General features: G+C 64.9%; 20 protein-coding genes. 12 read left to right on the top strand and 8 right to left on the bottom strand.

Annotated elements, in window-relative coordinates:
* Positions 1-252 precede the first annotated feature (252 nt).
* Entirely contained in the window at positions 253-2,424 is a 2,172-nt protein-coding gene (locus ACCQ06_RS20505) for a glycoside hydrolase family 3 N-terminal domain-containing protein (protein ID WP_316688935.1), read from the top strand.
* Positions 2,425-2,859: 435 nt separating this feature from the next.
* Here the strand turns inward: ACCQ06_RS20505 and ACCQ06_RS20500 are convergent, their stop codons facing one another.
* Entirely contained in the window at positions 2,860-4,038 is a 1,179-nt protein-coding gene (locus tag ACCQ06_RS20500; protein WP_104615755.1) for a PQQ-dependent sugar dehydrogenase, read from the bottom strand.
* A 182-nt stretch (positions 4,039-4,220) separates the two neighbouring features.
* Here ACCQ06_RS20500 and yiaA point away from each other — a divergent pair, with 182 nt between their 5' ends.
* On the top strand, positions 4,221-4,655 hold the full coding sequence (gene yiaA, locus ACCQ06_RS20495) for an inner membrane protein YiaA (protein ID WP_104615754.1): 435 nt from the start codon (positions 4,221-4,223) through the stop codon (positions 4,653-4,655).
* A 51-nt stretch (positions 4,656-4,706) separates the two neighbouring features.
* Here yiaA and ACCQ06_RS20490 read toward each other — a convergent pair whose 3' ends face one another.
* The 6 genes from ACCQ06_RS20490 to ACCQ06_RS20465 all read right to left on the bottom strand — a co-directional run bounded on the left by ACCQ06_RS20490 (position 4,707) and on the right by ACCQ06_RS20465 (position 10,651).
* Complete coding sequence (locus ACCQ06_RS20490) at positions 4,707-5,039, bottom strand: hypothetical protein (RefSeq protein ID WP_170068616.1); 333 nt, start codon at positions 5,037-5,039, stop codon at positions 4,707-4,709.
* A 155-nt stretch (positions 5,040-5,194) separates the two neighbouring features.
* Positions 5,195-5,692 (bottom strand): hypothetical protein, encoded by a 498-nt coding sequence (locus ACCQ06_RS20485; protein ID WP_316688933.1) that lies wholly within the window; start codon positions 5,690-5,692, stop codon positions 5,195-5,197.
* Between the two features lie 86 nt (positions 5,693-5,778).
* Positions 5,779-7,086, bottom strand: coding sequence for an APC family permease (locus tag ACCQ06_RS20480; RefSeq protein ID WP_316688932.1), 1,308 nt, complete (start codon positions 7,084-7,086; stop codon positions 5,779-5,781).
* The gene (locus ACCQ06_RS20475; protein WP_316688931.1) at positions 7,083-7,859 is read right to left on the bottom strand and encodes a L,D-transpeptidase family protein; all 777 of its coding nucleotides are present in this window, start codon (positions 7,857-7,859) and stop codon (positions 7,083-7,085) included. The genes ACCQ06_RS20480 and ACCQ06_RS20475 overlap by 4 nt, the downstream gene beginning before the upstream one ends.
* 291 nt (positions 7,860-8,150) lie before the next feature.
* Positions 8,151-9,248, bottom strand: a complete 1,098-nt coding sequence (locus ACCQ06_RS20470; RefSeq protein ID WP_316688930.1) for a dipeptide epimerase — start codon at positions 9,246-9,248, stop codon at positions 8,151-8,153.
* Entirely contained in the window at positions 9,245-10,651 is a 1,407-nt protein-coding gene (locus tag ACCQ06_RS20465) for a C40 family peptidase (protein WP_316688929.1), read from the bottom strand. The genes ACCQ06_RS20470 and ACCQ06_RS20465 overlap by 4 nt, the downstream gene beginning before the upstream one ends.
* A gap of 489 nt (positions 10,652-11,140) precedes the next feature.
* Between ACCQ06_RS20465 and ACCQ06_RS20460 the strand changes: the two genes are divergently transcribed.
* The 10 genes from ACCQ06_RS20460 to hglS all read left to right on the top strand — a co-directional run bounded on the left by ACCQ06_RS20460 (position 11,141) and on the right by hglS (position 19,036).
* On the top strand, positions 11,141-11,944 hold the full coding sequence (locus ACCQ06_RS20460; protein WP_316688928.1) for an N-acetylmuramoyl-L-alanine amidase: 804 nt from the start codon (positions 11,141-11,143) through the stop codon (positions 11,942-11,944).
* Between the two features lie 449 nt (positions 11,945-12,393).
* The gene (locus ACCQ06_RS20455; RefSeq protein WP_316692709.1) at positions 12,394-13,119 is read left to right on the top strand and encodes a M15 family metallopeptidase; all 726 of its coding nucleotides are present in this window, start codon (positions 12,394-12,396) and stop codon (positions 13,117-13,119) included.
* Between the two features lie 143 nt (positions 13,120-13,262).
* Positions 13,263-13,457 carry a CPXCG motif-containing cysteine-rich protein gene (locus ACCQ06_RS20450; protein ID WP_046964265.1) on the top strand — a complete coding sequence of 65 codons (195 nt, stop codon included), beginning with the start codon at positions 13,263-13,265 and terminating at the stop codon, positions 13,455-13,457.
* A gap of 189 nt (positions 13,458-13,646) precedes the next feature.
* Positions 13,647-14,024, top strand: coding sequence for a hypothetical protein (locus ACCQ06_RS20445; RefSeq protein WP_104615745.1), 378 nt, complete (start codon positions 13,647-13,649; stop codon positions 14,022-14,024).
* Between the two features lie 224 nt (positions 14,025-14,248).
* Entirely contained in the window at positions 14,249-14,608 is a 360-nt protein-coding gene (locus tag ACCQ06_RS20440; protein WP_228324689.1) for an EF-hand domain-containing protein, read from the top strand.
* A gap of 200 nt (positions 14,609-14,808) precedes the next feature.
* Positions 14,809-15,246, top strand: coding sequence for an EF-hand domain-containing protein (locus tag ACCQ06_RS20435; RefSeq protein ID WP_316688927.1), 438 nt, complete (start codon positions 14,809-14,811; stop codon positions 15,244-15,246).
* 36 nt (positions 15,247-15,282) lie between these two features.
* Positions 15,283-16,041, top strand: coding sequence for an HAD family hydrolase (locus tag ACCQ06_RS20430; RefSeq protein WP_316688926.1), 759 nt, complete (start codon positions 15,283-15,285; stop codon positions 16,039-16,041).
* Positions 16,042-16,296: 255 nt separating this feature from the next.
* Positions 16,297-16,872, top strand: coding sequence for a hypothetical protein (locus tag ACCQ06_RS20425; RefSeq protein ID WP_316688924.1), 576 nt, complete (start codon positions 16,297-16,299; stop codon positions 16,870-16,872).
* A 29-nt stretch (positions 16,873-16,901) separates the two neighbouring features.
* Positions 16,902-17,519: a hypothetical protein gene (locus ACCQ06_RS20420; protein ID WP_316688922.1), complete on the top strand. Its 618-nt coding sequence runs from the start codon at positions 16,902-16,904 to the stop codon at positions 17,517-17,519.
* Positions 17,520-17,668: 149 nt separating this feature from the next.
* Positions 17,669-19,036: a 2-oxoadipate dioxygenase/decarboxylase HglS gene (hglS, locus tag ACCQ06_RS20415; RefSeq protein ID WP_228324685.1), complete on the top strand. Its 1,368-nt coding sequence runs from the start codon at positions 17,669-17,671 to the stop codon at positions 19,034-19,036.
* Positions 19,037-19,923: 887 nt separating this feature from the next.
* Here the strand turns inward: hglS and ACCQ06_RS20410 are convergent.
* Positions 19,924-23,064 (bottom strand): efflux RND transporter permease subunit, encoded by a 3,141-nt coding sequence (locus ACCQ06_RS20410; RefSeq protein ID WP_104615738.1) that lies wholly within the window; start codon positions 23,062-23,064, stop codon positions 19,924-19,926.
* Positions 23,065-23,112: the final 48 nt, after the last annotated feature.

Below are 23,112 nucleotides of genomic sequence, written 5' to 3'. Positions count from 1 at the left end.
ATCTGCTCCCAGCCCGTACAGTAGCGCTCGGTCTTGTCGGCGACTGGGCCGTCTGGATGTTCCGGGCGCCCACCGATGGCAGGTATTGAACGGTTGCGGTGAAGCATGAGCGACTGCAGGGTAGATCGCCATTGTGCCGTTCAACGTCTGTCAACGGGACTGAACATCAGCCTGAACAGGCAGAAGAGTTGCATCCCCGCGGTCGCGTCAGGCTAGAATTGCCGGCCATGTAAACGTTTTCTCAAGGATCTCATGGCTGCTGATCGCATCGAAACCCTGATTGCCCGGATGACCGTCGAAGAGAAGGTCGGACAGTTGGGTGTGTTCGCCGACATGGTGCGGCCGTTCGCACCGGACGTGAATCCCGAAGCCAATGTGCTCAACGCCGACGAGGTGCTGCAGCAGGTGCGGCAGGGCCGGGTGGGCTCGCTGTTCAATGGCGTGGGCGCCGCGTTGGGCGTGCAGATCCAGAAGGTGGCGGTCGAAGAAAGCCGCCTGGGCATTCCGGTAATTCTGGCCGCCGACGTTATTCACGGCATGCGCACGGTATTCCCGATCCCGCTGGGCGAAGCGGCCAGCTTCGAGCCCGAGTTGGCCGAGCGCACCGCGCGCGCCACCGCGATCGAAGCCACCGCCGCCGGCCTGCACTGGACCTACGCACCGGCCGTGGACATCGCGCGCGACCAGCGCTGGGGCCGTGGCGCGGAAGGCGCCGGCGAAGACGTATTACTTGGCGCCGCGTTTGCCGCCGCGCGCGTGCGCGGTTTTCAGGGCAGCGACCTCACCGCCGACGATTGCCTGTTGGCGACCCCGAAGCACTTTGCCGCCTATGGCGCAGTGGCGGCGGGTATGGAATACAACACCGTCGATATCGCGCCGCAGACGCTGCGCGATGTGCATCTGCCGCCGTTCAAGGCCGCCTTCGATGCCGGCGCATTGACGGTGATGTCCTCCTTCAACGACATCAATGGCGTGCCTGCCAGCGCCAATCACGAGTTGCTGACCGAGATCCTGCGCGGGGAATGGCAGTTTCCGGGCGTGGTGGTTTCCGACTACACCGCCGACATGGAATTGATCGCGCATGGCTACGCCGCCGATGAGCGTGATGCGACCAAGAAGGCATTTCTGGCCGGGTTGGACCTGAGCATGCAGAGCGGTTTCTATGCCGCACATCTGCCGTCGCTGGTGGAAAGCGGCGAGGTGCCGATGGCCACGCTGGATGCCAGCGTGCGTCGCATGTTGCAGCTGAAAGAGGCCATTGGCCTGTTCGACAATCCATATCGCTCGCTGGACCCGGCGCGCGAAGCCGATAACGCTCACTTGCCTGCACACGATGCGTTGTCGCGCGATGCGGCGCGGCGTTCGATCGTGTTGCTGAAGAACGACGGCGCGCTGCTGCCGCTGAAGAAGAGCGGGCAGCGGATCGCGTTGATCGGCCCGTTCGTGCAGGATCGCGAGAACATCGAAGGGTGCTGGACCTTGTTCGGCGACAAGTCGCGTTACGTGACCCTGGAGCAGGGCGTGCGCGCCGTCGTCGGCACCGACGATCTGAGCGTTGTGCAGGGTTGTGGCCTGGAGGAGGCGTTGCCGGGCGGTATTTCGGCGGCCATCGATGCCGCGCAGGCCGCCGATGTGGTGGTGCTGGCACTCGGCGAGCCGCAGCGCTTCAGTGGCGAGGCGCAGTCGCGCACCGACATTACGTTGCCGCCGGCGCAGCAGGCGCTGGCCGAAGCGGTTGCCGCCACCGGCACGCCCATCGTTGTGCTGTTGCGCAATGGCCGTGCGTTGGCACTGCATGGCGCGGTACGCGACGCTGAGGCGATTGCGGTGACCTGGTATCTGGGCACCCAGACCGGCACCGGCGTGGCCGATGTGTTGTTCGGCGACTACAACCCGTCCGCGCGCCTGCCGATCAGCTTTCCGCAGGTCACCGGACAGCAGCCGTATTTCTACAATCATCTGCGCACCGGCCGTCCCGAGCTGCCGACGTTGTCCGAATACAAGGCGCGTTGGCGCGAAATGCCCAACGAGCCGCTGTATCCATTTGGGCATGGCCTGAGCTACACCACGTTTGCCTATGCGCAGCCGCAGTTGAGCGCCGCGCAACTTGGGTGGGACGACACGCTGACCATCACCACGCGCGTGACCAATACCGGAACCGTGGCCGGCGAAGAAGTGGTGCAGTTGTATGTGCGCGACCGCGTGGCAAGCCGGGTGCGCCCGGTGCGCGAGCTCAAGGGGTTCCGCAAGGTGTTGCTGCAACCTGGCCAACACAGGGATGTGGTGTTCACGCTGACGCGCGAGGCGCTGGCGTTTACCAATCCCAAGGGCGTGTTCGGCGCCGAGCCCGGCGTGTTCGATGTGTGGGTGTGCGCGTCGGCCAAGAGTGGCGAAGCGGTGACGTTCGAGTTGCTTGGCGCCTGAGCGCGCTGGTCAAGGCGGGTGGTGCACCGTTGCGTCGATAGGCGGTCTGTTGCAATGAGATCGCGCGCGAGACGTGGCCAACGCCACTGACTGTCGCCCGTGCGGGTAGCGGCGGGTAGCGCGTGATAGGACAGCGGGGAGCGTGGCCTGGCCTGCGGTCGCACCGCAGGTGCGTGTTGAGATCGGCGCACCCATGCATGCACGCGTTGAGGTCGTCGTCGCTGCGGAGACAAGCGCGTCCCAGCGCGTTAGCGCACAGGCTTACGCGGGCAGTGACAGATTGCGTTTGTGGCGCATGCAGCGCGCCGACGAGACAGAATCGCCGCCATTGATGTGACTGCTGACGCACGGCAGAACGCGCGCCGAGATGCCGCGGTGCACTGCCTGCGCATCTCGATGCGCAGGCAGTGCCGATAACGGCCGATCTCACGCCGCTTACGCGTCGTTTTCGACCGCAGCCTTGCTCTTGGGCGCGAGCTTGAGCAGACGCCCGGTGCTGCCGCTGGCTTCGTCTTCCAGCAGCCACAACGCGCCGTCGGGGCCTTGCTCCACTTCGCGGATGCGTGCGCCCATGTCGTAACGGGCCACTTCGCGTGGCTGATCGCCCAGCGAGACCTGCACCAGCGCCATCGACGACAGGCCGCCGATAAAGCCCTGGCCGCGCCACGCCGGGAACTGCGTGCCGTTGTAGATCACAAAACCTGCCGGCGAAATCACAGGTGTCCAGCTGATCTTGGGTGCGGCAAATTCCGGGCGTGTGTTGTGGTCGGGAATCGGCGTACCGTCGTAGTGGTCGCCATTGGAGACGATCGGGTAGCCATAGTTGGCGCCGCGCTGGATCAGGTTGAGCTCATCGCCGCCGGCCGGGCCCATCTCGTGTTCCCACAACCGGCCCTTGCCGTCGAATGCGATGCCCAGGATGTTGCGATGCCCCAGCGACCACACCTGCGCAGCCACGCCACCCTGCGCGGCGAACGGATTGTCGGCCGGCACGCTGCCGTCGTCGTTGAGCCGGATCAATTTGCCGAGATTGGCTTTCATGTCTTGCGCCGGATCGAACTTCTGGCGCTCGCTGGAGGTGATCCACAGCTTGCCATCCGGGCCGAACGCGAGCCGATGGCCGAAATGGCCATTGCCGGACACCTTGGGATTCTGTCGCCAGATCACTTTGAGATCGGACAAGGTGCCACCGCCGGTGGCATCCAGCGTGAGCTTGGCACGCGCGACTGCCGCGCCGCGGGTGTCGCCCTCGCCCGGTTCGGCGTAGCTCACATAGACCAGGCCATTCTTGGCGAAGCGCGGGTGCGCCAGGACATCGCCAAACCCGCCCTGGCCGCCGTAAGCGACCGCCGGCACACCGGTCACGGCGCTCTTGCGATTGGTCTTGGGGTCCAGACGCATCAGCGCGCCGCGTTTTTCGCTGACCAGCAGCGTGCCATCGGGCAAAAAGGTCATCGCCCACGGCTCGTCGAAGTCGGCGACGGTCGTGGCCTGGAAGGGCCATTGCGCCTTGGGAATGGAGGCCGCAGGAGCGGCAGCAGGTGCGGCCAGTACGGCGCTGGTGGTGAATAGGGTGGCCGAGCAGGCCAGAGCAAGCAGACGACGGATAGACATGAGGTCCTCCAGGGGATGGGCACGGTCACGCTGCAGCCCTCCCGCAACGTGTTCCGCGTCGGGTTTTCAAGTACCTTACACGACGCTATCGGGGTCGCCCTTGTCGCAAGTCACTCTCCGCAGGCGGGCCGCGTCTCACATCGTTGTTTCATCCTGCAATTTCACCATGAAAAGGAGTTTCCATGGCCACGCAAAAAACCTCGTCCGCCTTTATCGCCGCGTCGTGGGCCGCCTTGTTGGCGGGCGGCGCCGCGTATCTGATCGGCTTATGGAACGCGCAGATGCTGCTCAACGAGAAGGGCTACTACTTCACGTTGCTATTGTTTGGTCTGTTCGCATCGGTGTCGTTGCAGAAGAGCGTGCGTGACCGCGCGGACGGAATTCCGGTGACAGGTCTTTACTACGCCATCTGCTGGTTTTCGCTGATCATCGCGCTGGTGTTGCTGGCGGTCGGTTTGTTCAACGCCACCTTGCTGCTGAGCGAGAAAGGCTTTTACGCAATGGCCTATGCATTGAGCCTGTTTGGCGCGGTGGCCGTGCAAAAGAACACGCGCGATGCGATGGAAGCGGATGCGACGCCGTACAGCTCGCGCGTCGTACCGCCGCCGTTGGATTGATCGCGCATCGGTACTGAAACCACAACGCCACCTTGACGGTGGCGTTGTGGTTTACGGTTTGGATTTGCTCTCGCCAGAGACGAAATCGGCTGCGTTTTCCCACGCGCGCTTGACCGCGTGGCGTGCCTTGCTCCAACTCAGGCCATCGGTGCCGCGCTTGGCTTCCCAATCGCGATGCAGTTCGGCTTCGACCTGATCGTAGGCGCGCGCATTTTCGCGGATACGTGCTTCATGCCCGACCAGATAGGCGCTTTCGTAATCTTCGTAACGGTCTCCTTCGGTGTAATACGGCTCTTCGGTAAAACGTTCACGCCAGTAGCTGGATACGTTCTGGCTGCGGTCTTCGTCCGGCGCGCGGCCTGGAATCTGGTACGGCACGTTCATGCGCGTCTCCATCATTGCGAATGTGCGAATCAACCTAAGCAGCGCCGTGTTAACAGCGCGGCACGCTAGGTGATGGTTGGGTCAAGGCGAGGTTGCCGCTGCGCTCATGCATCTCTCCAAACAGGGGTGCTGCGTTTACCCGCGTGCGATGCCTTTCATACCGCAGCAGACGCGGCCTCATACAGCAGCGGTTTTGCGCCGGCAGCAAGGACTGACGCTTCCGCAGCCTGCAAGGCCTGTTCGTCGGCATCGATGACGACCAGGACACGGCCGGCTTCGATTTCGTCCTCGAACTGACGACGCACCGGGTCGGGCACGGTGGCGCCGATCAGAGCCGACGACCAACTGCCCACCAGCGCGCCGGCCAGTGCCATGACGCCAACGCCGGCCAGGGTCAGGCCGATTGGCGGCACAGCGACTGCAACCAGCCCTGCCACCAACCCGGCCGCGCCACCGGTGGCCGCGCCGCGCGCTGCGGCCGGCACGAAATCGGTCTTGGCGTCCTTGCGCTCGTCCGGGACGTCGTGCAGTTCGATATCCGCGCGGGCAATCAGCGACAACGCCTCGTTGCCGATGCCGGCACTGCGCGCGGATTGCAACACGCGCTGCGCGCTTTCAAGATCGGGTGTGCTGTAGACGCGGCGCAGTTTCATCGCAAGCTCCCATGCAGGTGAGAGCGCAGCGTTGGGCGTGCCCGGTTAGACGTGCGTGAGTGCGGCGCGAGCGTGTTGCGAAGCTGCTATACCGTCTTGCGCGGAAACAGGTAGAACGCCCAGCCCACCAGCAATGCCACGCCTGCTGCCGCAAGATTTTGCCAGCTGGCACTGGCCAGCAAGCCGAGCGACAGCAACAACGCAGCGGCGGGAATCAGCGGGCCTCCCGGTAGCCGTAGCGTGTCGGTACGTTGCCGATAGCGGCGCGCCAGCACGATCACCGCCGCCGCCGTGCCGATGTAGGCGAACAAGCGCGTGACCATCGACAGCAGCGCCAGCTGGGTGAACGAGCCCGACAATGCGAGCGCCAGCGACAACACGCCCTGGGTGAGCACCGCGGCTGCGGGAGTATGAAAGCGCGGATGCACGCGTGCCAGAAACGCCGGTCCGTAGCCGTCCTGCGCGAGCGCGAACAGAAAGCGCGGACCGAGCATCACCGTGTTGCTGGTCGTGCCCAGGATGGAAATGGTGGCGCCTACGGTGAGAATCAGCGCCAGCGCCTCGCCCCCGAAGCCGCTGGCCGCATCCGCCAACGGGGTGGGCGAGGCCGCAAGATTGGGCAGCGTCCCCTGCGCGACAACCTGCACCGCGGCATAGATCAGGGTCACCGTGACGATCATGGTGATGAGCGCAAATGGCACGTCGCGGCGCGGGTTGCGGTATTCGCCGGCAGCGGCGGGAATATTTTCGAACCCCGCATAGGCAAACAGCAGCAGCAGTGCGGCTTCGCCGAGATTGCCTAGGTCGCGCAGGTCAGGCGATTTGCCGGCAAACGCCCACGACCAGTCCACATAGAACAGCCCGATTGCCACGAACAACAGCAACGGCACCAGTTTGCCGATCACCAGGGCGATGCCGGTGCGCGCGGCCGACTTGACGCCGATGACGTTGATCGCGGTCAGCACACCTAGCGAGCCGACGACGACCAAGGTGCGCGCCCATGCATCGGTGGAAGCGGTGGGCCAGAACCGCGCCACCGCATCGGCCAGCCCGTTGCTTAAAGCCGCCGCCGAACTGATACGGGTGAGCCAGATCATCCAGCCGATCTGAAACCCGACAAAGGGGCCAAACGCCTCGCGCGTGTAGAGGTAACTGCCGCCGGGCGTATCGAAATAACTGGCTGCCTGCGCGTAACACAGCACCAGCAAGGCCACCGCCAGCCCGGCCAGCATCACCGCCCACAGGCTCATCGGCCCCAGCAGTGCCGCGGTGGCCGCGGGCAACAGATAGATGCCGCTGCCGATGACATCGTTGATCGATAAGCCGACGATCTGCCAGCGGCTGACCACACGCACCAGGCCGGTGCTATCGGACGGCGGCACTGGCGTGCTCATGGTGCGGCCTCGACCAGATCGGGCAACTGCCACTGCGCTTGCAGGCGCGCGTAGTCGGCACGCGGCAGCAACACGAATAACGGTTTGTCCGCAGGCTTCAACCACGCCAGCAGACGCTGCATGTCGGCAGGCGCCATCGCCGTGCAGCCCGCGGTGAACTGCCCTGGCGTGCGCCACAGATGCGCAAAGATGCAGCTGCCGCGCCCGGCGATATTGTTGGGGTTATGTGCGATGACGAAACCTTCGCGATACCGCGCATCGCCGGGATGGCGCAGGTCCAGGCGCATCGGCTCGGTGGACCCGGCCACCGCCGCGTCACCGACCTGCGCAGCATCGACGATGCGGTTGTACAGCGGCGAGCCGGGCACATCCATGCAGTAATGCGTGGCGCTCATCGCCTGATACGGCATGGCGCTGTCGATGCTGGCGGAATAGCCAAATGCCGGGCCGATGGCGAACACGCCGGCCGGGCTGCGGCCATCGCCTTCGCGCTTTTGCGGGCCTTGCGATTGCGCCGGATGCAGGCCTTCACCCCAGGCGCTGCCATGCCGGCCCAGTGCGACGGCAAATCCCGGTGCGGCCGGCGCCCACTGACCGTCCACACGCGTAAAGGTCTGCAGTCGCGCCTGGGTGCTATTCCAGTCCGGCGTGGTCACCACGATCAGCGCGCGTACCTGCTGCAGCGCCTGGATCGGTTCGCCTGCGGCGGCGCTATTGCTGCACGGTGCCAGCGCCAGGAGCAGGGTGGATCGCAACAGGATGGCAAGGCGCATGCGGGCTCCGGACGGCAGGGGACGAGCTGGTGAGGGATGCGGTGTATCGGTGTGGATGACGGCACGCTTACCGTAACCGAGGGTGTCGGGTGGGCAGGCCTACTGTACCCAGCAACGCGGGTATGTGGCGCATGGCGATGCTGAGTGCATTGCAGCGCTACGTTGGATCGCGATCGCTGTGTCCGTTGTTTTTACGGTGTGGATGGCGCAAGCAGGCGGCAAGGGCCCGCCTACGTCGGCGGTCAAGTGCGCCGTTGCTTGCCGCCCGACATGTCGCCTGCAACGGGCAGGTCAGTCGGACAACAGCTCCAGCCCGCGGATACGGCGGATGCCCAGACCCGGCGAGTCATCGATATGGATCTGCGCGTCCTCGAACTGCACGCCGCCCTCGGTGGGGTCGAATTGCCCCAACGCCGGCGCATCCAGATCGGCCAGGGTGATGCTGTCGGCCTTGGCCACCGCCAGATGCACGGCTGCCGCGACGCTGATGCTGGATTCGATCATGCACCCGATCATGCATGGCACAGCGTACAGCGCCGCGATATCGGCGATGCGGATGGCATTGGACAGGCCGCCGGTCTTCATCAGTTTGATGTTGACGATGTCGGCCGCGCGACGCTGGAGAAGGTCGATCACCTGCGATGGTGAGAACACGCTTTCGTCGGCCATCACCGGGGTGTCGATGCGTGCGGTGACGAAGGCCAGGCCATCGATATCGGCAGCTTTGACCGGTTGTTCGAGCAATTCCAGGACGAGGCCGGCGTCTTCCAGCAGGCGCATGCTGCGCACCGCCTGTTTGGGCGTCCAGCCCTGGTTGGCATCCAGGCGCAGCGATGCGCGCCCATCGACGGCTGCGTGGATCGCCTTGACGCGTTCCACATCCGACGCCCTGTCCTTCCCTACTTTGATCTTCAGCGACCGATAGCCGTGCGCCAATGCCGATTGCGCCTGCGCGACCATGATGTCGATGCGATCGGCGCTGATGGTGATGTCGGTGGTGATGCGCGGCGTGCCGCCACCGAGCAGCTGATAGAGCGGCGCACCGAAGGATTGCGCCCATAGATCGTAGAGCGCGATCTCCACCGCGGCCTTGGCGCTGGTGTTGCGTTCCAGCGCGTGGTGTACCAGGCCGCACAGCCGATTGAGATCGGCCATATCCTGGCCGATCAGCCGCGGTGCGATGCACTGCCGGATCGCGGCAATGATGCTGCCGTGCGTATCGCCGGTGATCGGCGCGGTCGCCGGCGCCGCGCCATAGCCGATATGTCCGCTATCGGTTTGCAGCAGCACCACCACGTCTTCGATCGTCTGCACGGTGCGCACCGCGGTCTTGAACGGTGTTTTCAATGGCACGCGCAGCATGCCGAGGCGGAAGCCGGTGATCTTCATGGGGAGCCGATCGGCGCGATGCGCCGGATGCGGGTGATGTGATCGATGAACGGTGTGCCATCGGTGGCCAGCAACGGCAACAGCGGTGTCACCGACACCCCGTTCAAGCCCGCACGCTGCACGCCGCCATCGGCAGCGCGATAGTTGGCACCGGCCACATCGTGGATCACCCATGGAGCGCCACGCTCGTGCCCGATCACCAGCATCACGTGGCCAGGGATGTAGATCAGGTCGCCGATGCGCAGCTGCGCCAGCTGTTGCAGGCGTTGCGGTCGCGGCGCGTGTGCATCGAACGCAACGGTGCGCAGCGCCGGGCTGCGCGCCTGATCGCCGGTGTTGCGCGGCAAAGTAATGCCCAGGCTGCGGTAGATATCCAGCACAAACCCACTGCAATCGCGGGCGTCGTAATCGTTGCCCCAGCCGTAGCGTTCGCCGAGAAACTTGAACGCCTGGCGCAGCAACGCGGCATCGGTCGCGGGCAAGGGTTCGGCGCGTACATCGGCGCCGCGCGGGATCAGGGCCGGCACCAACTGCAAGCGACCATCGGCATCGCGCACTGGGAGTTGCACCACGTAGGCTGCCAGCGGCAGTTGTCCGTTGACCTGCTGCTGCGATTGCCAGTCGGCATGCAGGGGCAGGCTGGTACCCATGTCCAGCGACAATGCCGAGAGGGCGGGCAGCTCCGGGGTGTACGCGGTCTGCACGCGGGCGCCGGTCACGAGCATGCGTGGGCCGCGCTGTGCGTACTGCAACACGTGCTCGCGACTGCCTTCGGCGACCTTGTCGGCAGCGATCCACGCCGCGTAGTTGGCCGCAAGCACAAACCGCCACGCGCCATCGGCACTGGTGTGCAGCACGGCCACCGGCGTGCCGGGATACAGCGCCGACTCCTGAAAGCGGTCGATATCACGATCGTCGGGACTGGTGAACACGCGCTGGGTGGTGGGGAAGGTGCGCAGCGCCGCGCGCTGGACGACCAGTGCGAACTGCGGCGCCACCGTTGCGGAGAGTGCATCCAGGGCCAGCGAGTGGCGCAGATCCGACAGGCGCGCTGCGTCGATACGATGTCCATCCGCGTCGTAGAGCGCACGCGTCGGTGGCGCCGACAGCGACTCGATCCGCGCACGCACCGCAGCGCCGGGCATGACCTCGGGTAGCTGCGACAGATCGTGCATGGACGCATCGTCGCGCAACAGGCGGGCATTGAAGGCGGCGATCTGTGCAGCGTTCAAATGCGGCACCTGTGCATTGCGGCTGCGCTGGATCCAGTAGTCCGGCGTCAGCTGCGCGTCGCTGACCGCAAATGGCGCGGCTGGCGACGCCAACGTACTCGCGGGCGCCGCGCGACCGGGCAGCGCAAGTGCGATCAACAGCAACATCAGCAAGCGGCGCGACAGGGGCATGAAAAGCTCTGGAGGAGTGCGCGTGGAGTGCAATACAACTTGGCTGGAGAGCGGCGCACCGATCTCCACGCACAGCAGTTGCGAGGGTGATCGGAAGTGTACGCGGGACAGCTCGCGGTGCGCAGACCGTAAGCGGTTATCGCTATCTAGAATCTGGTAATTCTCGCTGTTGCTATCACGTGCTGCCGCGATGGGAGGCGCGTCGATCGATTGATCGTTGCCACGCACCTTGCGTCGGCGGCAAGGCTGACATGTCGCTTTGCCATCCGCAGCGCCGGCAGCTAGGCAGACGTCAGCCTCGCCCGAACCTGGTGACGCGGCGAACCACCTGCGAGCGGCCATCAACGATTGCAGCCGCCGTCAGCGACCGCGGCCATGACCCGGCGTCGGCGTTTCCTCTCGTACACTGCAGCTGTCAGCATCTGCATCGTGCTGGCGACGATTCGCGGGCTGTTGTCAGCCGCTCCGAGTGCCCTCAAGAGAAACCCGATGTCGCCTATTTCCCATTCGTGTTCATCGGTCTGGCTGCGGGCACTGGTCTGCGTGGTCGCGCTGTCGCTGGGTGCTTGCGCGCATGCGCCGCAGCGCAACCCGCTTGCGCAGTGGGTGCCGTCGCCCAATTACGACACGCGGCGGCCGATTCTGATCGTGCTGCACTTCACCGACCAGCACTCGGTGCAGCAGAGCCTTAGCACGCTGCGCGGGCGCAACAGCGGCGGCCGCGTCAGTGCGCATTACCTGATCGGCGAGGATGGGCAGCGCTACCAGTTGGTCAGCGACGTGCAGCGCGCCTGGCATGGGGGGGCCGGCCGCTGGGGCACCATCACCGACATCAATTCGGCCTCGATCGGTATTGAGCTCGACAACGACGGCAGCGAAGCGTTCGCGCCAGCGCAGATCGACAGCCTGCTGGTCTTGCTGCAAGACCTGTGCACGCGTTTGCGCATCCCGCGCACCCAGATCGTCGGTCATGAAGACGTCGCTCCCACACGCAAGAACGACCCAGGCCCGCTGTTTCCCTGGAAACGCCTGGCCGATGCCGGCTTCGGCCGCTGGCCCGCCCCCGACGCGCCGCCGGCACCGGCAGGCTTCGATCCCTGGCAGGCGCTTGCGTTGCTGGGTTATGGCCTCGACGATCCCGCCGCCACGCTACAGGCCTTCCATCACCACTACCGCAGCAACAGCGCTAGTACGCTGGATGCCGAGGATCTGCGGATGTTGCATGCGTTGACGCAACCGGCAGGGAAGCGACCGAAGACCCTCGTACCGACAAGTGAGTCCGGCGTGGAATAGCGTTGCCTACGGTGGCTTCGTCAGAAAAACGCTCTGGGTAACGAACAAGCAAGTATCGTGAGTGCCGATCTTTGGCGCTGCTTGGGTCTCCTCTGTCGCGGTACTTTTCTGGAGCTGCATTGCATGACCAGGGCATCGGCTCATCGAGAGCTCAGAAGGGCGACGCGCGATGAGGCCCGGCAATCCCCTCACTTGGGTGCGTCCATCACCTGGATTTGACTGGAAAGGACCAATGGAAGTGCTCGATTGCGGTGCAACGCAATCCGGACAATCCCCTGGACACCAATCGTGCATACCTGGACAAGCAGCGGGCATGCCATCATGCGATGGAGCAGAGACAACAGCAATCCGCGTCCGAGACACAATGGCAACGTCAGGACGCCGATCCTTTTGCGTCGATCGCCTATGCTTCGCAAATGACGCATTCCGACCTGGTCAACATTCCCGCAATGCCTTCGAGCCATCAGAAGACTGCACTGCCTTGGCTGTTACTTGCAGTGGCGTTGGCAAGCACATGCTTCTCTGCCACAGCCGCACCTGCAATCTCGCCGGCGACCACTGCTGCACAAGCTGGACTGATCGATGTGCGCACCCTTGCGCCGGAGATCGCTGTCGACATGCGCTATGCGGGAAGTAATAACTTTACCGGGCGCGTGGTGCCTGGGTATCTCGCACCGCGGTGCTATCTGTTGCGGCCGGCAGCCGAGGCATTGGCGAAGGTGGCGCACACTCTCAAGGCGGCCGGCTATCGCTTGCAGGTGTTCGATTGTTACCGGCCGGTGCGAGCGGTGCATGCATTTGTGGCATGGGCGGCGGACCTGCAGGATCAGTCGACCAAGCCGCACTACTACCCGCGTGTGGACAAGCAGGCGCTGTTGGGCGACTACATTGCCGAGACCTCAGGGCATAGCCGCGGCGCGACCCTTGACCTGGGCTTGCTCGACTGCCGGCGCGGTGCGTGTCATGCCGTGGAGATGGGCACCGAGTTCGACTTTTTCGATCCGCGTGCGCACACGGCTGCACCCGAGATCAGCAGCGCGCAGCGTGCGCATCGCCAGCATCTGCTGCGTGCGATGGCCGCCGAGGGATTTGCCAACTATCCGATGGAATGGTGGCATTTCACTTTCCGTCCCGAGCCCACGCCTGATACCGCTTACGATGTACCGGTGGACTGAGCGCGCCCATGCTCGGCCGCAACGGCTGCCGGTCTGGTTCTACGCGTGCAGTCGGTCGCTCGCTCGTACATTGCAGTCCCTGGTGCGGCGTTTGCCGCTTCGCCGGCCACCGGCCGTGGTGTGCCGCTGCTTGAGGAATCGTCATGTCTGACCCGGAACGCTTTTTGGATGTCGCCTGCCCATATTGCGGGGAATGGATCACGCTGACGCTGGACCTCACCGGTGGCGATCAGCAGTACATCGAAGATTGCCAGGTGTGCTGCAAGCCGATCTCGGTCAGCGTGCAATGGGACGAGGATGGCGAGGCGCAGGTGACTGCGCGTGGTCAGGACGATTGAGGCGGCGTTGCCGACCCGGCCTGTATGCCGCGATGCAGCAGGCCGCAGAACATGTCGGACCCATTCGCGCTCGCGCCTTGCGCGCCATCGCCGCTGCTGCGTTCGCGCGCTCGTCCAGCGATTCGGCTTGCACCCGGATCTATTTTCCTTAGCCGCTAGACTGGCGCGCCTGCTGCCCGGATCGTCACGATGAATCTGCCCCTGCATTTCGGCCTGCTCGGTTCGCTGGAGGCCGGCCTGATTGCGCTGGTGCTTGGGGTGCTGTTGTTCGCCGCGGTCGAATACAGCGGTCGACGCCTGCAGTTCACCCACGGCCACACGCTGGGAATTGCCTGCCTGCTTGCCGTGGCCATCGGTGCCGGCTACGACATCTGGAATCTCGTCTACACCAGCATTGTGCGGTTGGAGTCGCCGTTGTACGCGCGGCTGGCGCTGGCGAAGATTCACGACCCCAATGAATTGGGCTCGCGCGTCATCCTCGAAGTCGCCGGTGCGATCGCTGGCGTCGTGGTGGGTTGGAAACTGTTCAGCTCCGGAAGCTGGGACGACGACGTACCAGGTGCGTAAACGGGATCGAAAAAACGCGGCATAGTTCTCAAAAATCTCTCTGTTGAATGCGCTGCTTCTGTTTGACTCACCAGTCGCTAACGCGGAGCTAAGCAGATCGTTCAGCGCTGTGGTTAAGAGGACGTTTGGTACGAAATTACGCCGGGTTGAGCGTTCATTTGCGATGGGTAGGGTGATGTCATGTGCGGCGACACCGCGCATTCCCAAGCCAAGGAGACCACCCAATGAACAATCGCAATCGCACCTCACTGCTCGCCGCCACCGCCGCCCTTGTCGCCGCTCTCGCGCTGCCGGCCATGGCGCAAAGCACCTCTCAGGATGCTGCAGCGCAGTCGGGAAGTTCGGCCACTGGCGCCCAGAGCGGTAGTTCGAATTCCGGGGGTGGCGGTCAGACCTGGGCCAGCGTCGATACCGATAGCGACGGTGCGATCAGCAAGCCGGAAGCGCAGGTCAACGCCGGGCTGGCACAGATCTTCGACCAGGCTGACGGCAATCACGATGGCAAGCTGACCCCGGATGAATACAAGGCCTTCGTTGCCACCCAGCAGAGCGGCGGCGCTGCAAGCGGCTCGCAGGGGAACTGATCGGCGTTGCTGCGATAAGAGGCTGTATTTTCACAGACCGCTTCTACCAGCCAAACAGGAGTCGGGTGCAGGTGAGGCAAACCGATCACGCCTCGTGCGCCGGATCGGGATGGAGACACGGGAGCGGCCTGCCAGGGCCGCTCCCGTTTTCTTTACGTCGCACGCGCTACGGTGAAACGCCCAAATTCCGGCCTTCTCCCATGGTGCAGCTGCGCGTGACCGTACTGGCGTGTCTATGCATCCCGCTGCTGGCGTTTGCCGCGCCGCCGGAGTTGCCGCCGGCCACCGCGCAGCAACCGCTGGTGCCGCCGGGTACCAATGCTCCGACCATGTCGCCCCTGCCGATCGAGCCGCCACCACCTGCAACGACGCCGCTGCTCCCCACCGATCCCGCTGGCCCGGTGCGTCCCAGCAGTGGTGCCGAGTTCTCTGTGGCGGCACCGGCCGGGACGCTGGCACCGCGCAGCTTCCGCAGCCTCGACAGCGATGCAGATGGCTCGCTGACGCGGGAGGAGGCCGGGGCCGACCCGATCCTGCGCGAGAAGTTCGCCGACTTCGACAGCAACGGCGATGGACGCCTGTCGCGCGACGAATTCGCCAGCTACCAGCCCGGTCCGGGCGACGCTGCAGGCGACTGACGCAGCAGCGCATCTGCGCGCTGCTAGACTGATGCGATGACCTCTCTGACACAGCGCGACGGCCAGGCGATCCAACTGGTCGGCTTCGACGGCGACGATACCCTCTGGAAAAGCGAGGACTATTATCGCAGCGCCGAAGCGGATTTCGAAGCGATCCTGGCCGGCTATCTCGATCTGGGCGACAGCCGCATGCAGCAGCATCTGCTGGCGGTGGAACGGCGTAACCTCAAGGTGTTCGGCTACGGCGCCAAGGGCATGACGCTGTCGATGATCGAAACGGCCATCGAACTGACTGACGCCCGCATCGACGCGCGCGATATCCAGCGCATCGTCGAGATCGGACGCGCCACGCTGCAGCACCCGGTAGATGTGATCGCCGGGGTGCGTGAGGCGGTCAGCGCCATCGCCGCCGACTATGCGGTGGTGTTGATCACCAAGGGCGATCTGTTCCATCAGGAGCAGAAGATCGCCCAGTCCGGCCTGACCGACCTGTTCCCGCGGGTCGAGGTGGTGTCCGAGAAAGACCCCACCACCTATGCGCGCGTGCTCGGCGAATTCGACCTGCCGGCGCAGCGCTTCGTGATGATCGGCAACTCGTTGCGCTCCGACGTGGAGCCGGTGCTGGCGATCGGCGGCTGGGGTATCTACACACCCTACGCGGTGACCTGGGCGCACGAACAGGAACACGGCGTTGCCGCCGACGAACCGCGCATGCGCGAAGTGCCCGATGCCGCAGGCTGGCCGGCCGCCGTGCATGCGCTGGATGCACTGGCTGGGCGGCACGCGCTAAGCTAAGCGCCGCGGCACGCGTCTGCGGTTAGAAGGAACGGTCGCGACCGCTTGGGGGCGTGCTCCGTGCCGACGCGCCTTCAGTGGTTGCACTGCTGTGGTACTGGCTGGATTTTCCACGTTTGCTGGACAATCCAGGGTGGTTGCTACGCAGGCGCCGGTTTGCAGATGCTATGAATCGACATGCGGGCACATTGCTGTGCCCGTCAACAGGACGTTCCGGCCAGCAGGCGTGCATGGCCGACTTTGGAGGGATTGCCCATGAACATGTTGTCCGTCACCCATCGTGCAGTGCTGGCCGTTGCGCTGGGGCTGCTCGCCGGCACCACGCCGCTTGCGGCTGCCGAGCTCGAAGAAGAAGTCATCAACCCCAGCGAGGTGATCTTTCGCGACGGGCAGCCGTACTACGAAGATGCGGGCGACTATGTGCGTCTTCGCACGCGCAAGGTGGGTGGGGAGATCGTGTATTTCCGCACCGTCCGCTTCGACAGTGAACAAGGCTATGTGAATGCGCACGGTGAGAGCATCGCGAAATTGCAGTCCCGCGCGACTGCAAGCGACCGCGGTTCTGCGTTTTGGCCCGGTCGATACTCTGACGTCCGCTACGGCGGTGGCTACAGCGGTTATGGCTATGGCCGCGAACTGCGGTTTGGGGCATCGCGCAACCGTCCGTATGGGCAGATCTACTACGGCAACGGCCTGTATGGGCCGGACCCGTACAGCAGCCCGCACAATCGCGATGCGCGCCAACGTTACATCGGTCCCGGCTACGTGGGCTCCTGCGATCTGAGCGGCTGCCGCGAAGTGCATACCATCGGTTTTTACGATCTGCGCTAATACGGGTGTGGCCTGACACCGGCGCGGGCATGCGGCATCATCTGGGCATGCCTGTCATACGTTCACCTCGCTCGCGATCGCTGCCATTGCTGGCTGCCCTGCTGGTTCCGGTGCTGGCGGTGGCACAGGGCGTGCCACCGCCGTCTGCCGGTACCCAGGCGCAGGAGGCCGCGCCGGCAGTGATGCCCGGTACGGGCGATGCGTGGGTGGACCAGCATCTGGCCGATATGGGCAGCTACGCGCAGCGCTACCCCGACAGCTTTATCGATGAAGTTGCCCGCTATACCGAGACCCCGCGCGGCTACGTGCAGGCGCTGCTGCAGGTGCATGGCTGGCATGCCGGCGATATCTACTTCGCCTGCGCGTGGGCGCACACGGTGCAGCTGTCGTGCCGCGACAGCGTGCGCGCCTACACGCGCGACCATCACGATGGATGGGAGGGGGTGATCACGCGGCTGTCGGTGGCGCCGGATAGCGCGCATTTGCGCGCGCTGCGGCATGCCATCGTTGCCAGCTACGACCGCTGGGAACGGCCGATCACTCTGGACGCGCTGCTGCGTCGCCAGCTCGGCGATCATGCGCAGCGGCTGGAGGCTGCGCGCGAGGCCAGCGAAGCGGCCGACGCCGCAGCGCAGGCCGGCTTGTAACGCGCAACCGTGCCGCCGGTCCCGGGGCGCAGCGGCTGTCTGCGCGCCAACGCGCGGTCGCGCTGCTGCCGTGCCGCTGGTCGCCGCAGGGCGCGGTCGGCGAGAATGCGGTAACGCTGGCGTCGGCCGGCCTCTGCCAAGACCATGCCATGCGCGATACCGTGTTTGTCTCTCCCGATCACATTCGCAGCCTGTTCGCGCAGGCGATGTCGGACATGTATCGCGCCGAGGTGCCGTTGTACGGCGACCTGATGACGCTGGTGGCGCGAGTCAACGCGCAGACGCTGGACGGCGATCCGGCATTGGCAGCGCGACTGCAGCGCAACGACGAGCGCGCCCGGCTGGATCTGGAGCGGCACGGCGCCATCCGGGTCGGCACGGCGGCCGAACTGGCCACCCTGGGGCGCCTGTTCGCGGTGATGGGCATGCACCCGGTGGGCTATTACGACCTCTCCGTAGCAGGCGTGCCGGTGCATTCCACCGCGTTCCGCCCGATCGACGAGGCCGCGCTGTCGGCCAATCCGTTCCGCGTGTTCACCTCGTTGTTGCGGCTGGAGCTGATCGAGGACGCCGCGTTGCGCGCGCAGGCGGCGCAGATCCTGGAGCAGCGGCAGATCTTCACCAACGGTGTCGTGGAGCTGATCGACCAGTGCGCGCGCGCGGGCGGCCTGGATGCCGCGCAGGCGCAACAGTTTGTGGCCGAAGCGCTGGAGACCTTCCGTTGGCATGGCGATGCCACGGTGTCGCTGCCCACCTATCGCGCCCTCAGCGATGCGCACAAATTGATTGCCGATGTGGTGAGTTTCCACGGCCCGCATATCAACCATCTGACCCCGCGCACGCTGGATATCGACGCGGCGCAGGCGCAGATGCAGCGCGCCGGCATCGATGCGAAGGCGGTGATCGAAGGGCCGCCGCGTCGGCGTGTGCCGATCCTGCTGCGCCAGACCAGTTTCAAGGCGCTGGAAGAGCCGGTGCGCTTTGTCGGCGACGGCGGGCAGCCCGAGCACGGCACCCATACCGCACGCTTTGGCGAGATCGAACAACGCGGGCTTGCGCTGACGCCCAAGGGCCGCGCGCTGTACGACGCGTTACTGGCGCAGGCGCGTGATGCCGAGGGCGCCGGCAGCACCGGTGCCGATTACGCCACCCGGCTGCAGACCGCGTTCGTGGCCTTTCCCGATGACGAGGCGCTGCTGCGTCAGGAAGGATTGGGCTATTTCCGTTATGCGTTGACCGATGCCGGCCGTGCCGATCCGGCCCAGGTGGCTGCAATGCCTGCGGAAACGGCGATTGCGCTCGGCCTGGTCAGTGCCGATCCGATCATCTACGAAGACTTCTTGCCGGTCAGCGCGGCCGGTATCTTCCAGTCCAATCTTGGCGGTGCCGAGCAACGCGCCTACGCCGCACATTCGAGCAAACGCGGTTTCGAGCAGGCGCTGGGCGCGCAAGTGCACGACGAGTTCGCGCTGTATGCGCAGCTGGAACGCGCATCGCTGCAGGCGTTGGTGGTGTAAGGCAGCAACCGGGCGGCGGTCTCAGGTGGGTGTGTGAGGTAGCGGTATCCCGCAGTTTCAGTTGCTGCATGCGATATCGCCCAACTGCACGCACGACGAAGGGCGACTGATAAAGTTCTCAACGCTGTCTCGATAGCGGCGGCGTGTTGGCCACACGCCCCTGCTTTGACGAATGAGTTGGTGTTGGAGGGAAGTGACATCGATCGGATAGAACTAAGCTGATCAGACCGCACCTAATCTAACTACCGCGCTCCATCCCCTGCGTGTAACCACGCACACCGACCATCTCCACTGGTCCTTGCCCGCCCACCGTCGCGGGACCTTACGCGGCATGGATGCCGCGTAAGCGCTGAAAACGACGTCCTTGCAGCGTGTCCCGCGATGGTGGGCGGGCAAGGGCCCTGCAGCCAACCCGCAAATCATCCGCTCTGCACCCCGCGGCATCTCAACACCGTTCGATTACCTCTCCAGGCGACCGGGATCTTGAGCTTCATCGTTGCTTGGATGTTCCGAAGCCGAGTGCGTCGAGGGCGCGATGCCCTCACCGCTTGCGGGACACGCCGTGAATCCATCCGTGGAGGCTCGGTGGCGGCATCCATGCCGCCACACGGTCCCGCAAGCGGTGAGGACACCGCACCAGAGAGTTGATCGGTAGCTTCGTTTAAAACCCTGCACACCGACACTCTCGACTGGTCCTTGCCCGCTCACCGTCGCGGGACCTTACGCGGCATGGATGCCGCGTAAGAGCTTACAAGGACGTACTTGCAGCGTGTCCTGCGATGGTGGGCGGGCAAGGGCCTTGCAGCCAAGCCGCAGATCAGCCGCTCCACAACCGCAACGCATCCACACCGTTCAATCACTTCTCTTCGGTTTTTGTCAGCCCAGCCTCAGTGCGCCGAGGCTGCTGGTCGCCGTGCTGCCGCGCGTTCTGCACGGCGTGCGCGCGCACGCGCACGGCGCGCTTTCCAGCGCTCGCTCAGGCACGAGAAGATCACGTAGAGCGCCGGGGTGCTGAGCAGGGTCAGGCTCTGCGAGAACACCAGGCCGCCGATCATCGCGATACCGAGCGGGCGGCGCAGTTCCGAGCCTTCGCCCAGGCCCACCGCCAGCGGCACCGCCGCCAGAATCGCCACCATCGTGGTCATCATGATCGGGCGGAAGCGCACGATCGACGCCTCACGTGCGGCCGCGCGCGCATCCATGCCATGCACGCGCTGCGCCACCAAGGCGAAGTCGATCATCATGATCGCGTTCTTCTTGACGATGCCGATCAGCAGCACCAACGCAATCATCGAGATCACCGACAGCTCGGTGTTGGTCAGGAACAACGCCAGCAGCGCGCCCACGCCAGCGGCCGGCAGCGTGGACAGGATGGTCACCGGGTGGATCAGGCTCTCGTAGAGCATGCCCAGCACGATGTAGACGGTGAGCACGGCAGCCAGCAGCAACACCCCCATCGAATTGGGGCTGAGCTGCACATTGAAGCTGTCGTCGCCGCTGAGGCGGATGCCGTCGGGCATCCGCAATCCGTCCACCGTGGACTTGATGATCAGATCCGCCTCGCCGGTGCTCACGCCCGGGGCGAGGTTGTAGCTCAGATCCATCGTGGTGTACTGGTTTTCGTGGATGATCTGCGGCGGCGCCAGGCCGGGGGTCTGGGTGGCCACCGCGGTGATCGGCACCATCTGCCCGGCACGGTTGGGCACGAAGATCTGATCCAGCGCCTTGGGGGTGGCGGTCTGCGAGGGCAGTGCATTGACCACCACGCTGTACTGGTTGAGATCCGAATAGATGGTGGAAATCGAGCGCTGGCCGAACGCGCCATACAACGCGCCATCGATCGCACCGACCGTAATCCCCAGGCGCGCGGCCTTGGCGCGGTCGATCACGATGTTCTGGCGCAGGCCGGCGGTATCCACGTCGGTGCCGACATCGCGCAGGCGTGGGTTCTTCTTCAACGCCGCCTGCAGCTTGGGCAGCCATTGCTGCAGCTGTGCAAGATCGTTGCCCTGCAGCGACACGCGGTATTGCGCGCCCTGGCTGGTGCCGCCGCCGCCGTCGCTGGGCAGGTCCTGGATGGCGCGCAGGCGCAGGTCCAGATCCGGGTAGCGGTCGGCTTTAGCGCTCAGGCGTGCGACCACTTGCGCGGTGGTGTCGCGGCGGCCCTCACTGCGTTTTTTTAGCTCGATATTGAACGAGGCGCTCGAGCCCTGGCGGCCGGAGCCCAGCCGCGCGCCCACGGTTTTCACCGCCGGGTCGGCCATCAGCATGTCGGTGATGCGGCGCTGGCGGCTGACCATGTCGGCAAACGACACCGTCGCGCTGGAATTGGCGCGGCCCCAGATCAGGCCGGTGTCCTGCGCGGGAAACGAGCCTTTCTTGACCGCACTACCCAGAAAAATGGTGGCGGCGATCAACAGCAACGGCGTCAGCGACAGCAACAACGCGTGGCGCAACGAAAAATCCAGCGCCACGGTGTACACGGCGAGCATGCGCTCGTGCATGCGGTCCAGCCAGGCGCCGAAACGGCCGGGTTTTTCCGGCTCGGTATGCGCCGACAAGAAGCGGCTGCACAGCGCCGGGGTCAAGGTCAGCGACACCAGCATCGACACCACGATCGCCGCCACCAGGGTGACGGTGAATTCGCGGAAAAACGCGCCGACCATGCCGCTGGCAAACAGCATCGGAATGAATACGGCCACCAGCGAGGCAGTGATCGAGACGATGGTGAAGCCGATCTCGCGCGCACCGGTCAGGGCGGCCTCCAGGCGCGGCATGCCTTCGTCCAGATGCCGCATGACGTTCTCGATCACCACGATCGCATCGTCGACCACAAAGCCAATGGCGATCACCAGCGCCAGCAGGCTCAAATTGTTCAAGGTGAAGCCCAGCACGTACATCACCAGCGCCGACCCGGCCAGCGACAACGGCACGGTGACCGCGGCAATGAGCGTGGGCGCGAGCCGGCGCAGGAACAGCGCCATGGTCAGCACCACCATCGCCAGGCTGATCATCAGCGTGGCCTGCACCTCGTGCAGCGAAGCGCGGATGGTGGGCGTGCGGTCGAAGTAGGGCGTGAGCGTGGTGCCGGGCTGCAGGTAGGCGCGCAACTCGGGAATCTGCGCCTTGACCTGGTCCACGGTCTCGACGATGTTGGCGCCGGCGCGGGTGAAGGCATACATCACCACCGCCGGTTTGCCGTTGAACCAGGCGGCTTGATACGCATCCTGCTGGCCGTCGTAGACGGTGGCCACATCGCCCAGCCGCACGATGCGCCCGTTGGATTGGGTGGAGATCGCCAACTGCGCGAAATCGGCGGCTTTGGCCACCGAATCGTTGGCGATGATGGCCATGGTGGTGTTGCCGTCGGACAAAAAGCCGGTCGGCGAGGTGACGTTGGCGGCGCGCACCGCGTTGCGTAGATTGTCCGGGGTCAGCCCGAGTGCGTTGAGCGCACGCAGGTCCACGTCCACGCGCACTGCCGGCGTGGACGCACCGGCGATATCCACCGAGCTGATGCCGGTGATCTGGCGCAAGCGCTGCGCCAGCAGCGAATCGGCCACGTTGTAGAGCTCATCGGCCGACTGGGTGTCCGAGGTCAAGGCGATGGCGATGACCGGGTCGTCGTTCGGATTGGCCTTGGAGTAAATCGGCGTGCCGAGCCCGGAAGGCAGGTCCGATTGCGATGCATTGATCGCGGTCTGGATGTCCTGCGCGGCCGAATCGATGTTGCGATTGCTCTGGAACACCAGCACCACCAGGCTGCTGCTCTCCGAACTGGACGAGCGCATGCGGTCGATGCCCGGCAGCTGGCCCAGGTGGCGTTCCAGCGGCGCGGTGACGGTGGAGGCCATGGTGCTGGCATCGGCGCCGGACTGCGTGGCGTGCACGAAGATCACCGGGATCTGGATGTTCGGCAACGCCGCCACGCCCAGCCGCAGATAGCACATCAATCCGATCACGAACAAACCGATCGCCAGCAGCGAGGTGCCGATCGGGCGCTTGATGAAGGGCGCGGAGATGTTCATTGGGACGATTCCGAAGCCGGGACCGTGGACCGGGGACCGGGGACTCGG

This window comes from Xanthomonas sp. NCPPB 4467 (genome assembly GCF_041475665.2).
Lineage (GTDB): Bacteria > Pseudomonadota > Gammaproteobacteria > Xanthomonadales > Xanthomonadaceae > Xanthomonas > Xanthomonas dyei.
Note: the sequence above shows the minus strand (reverse complement) of the source record. Positions and strands in the feature narration are given on the sequence as shown.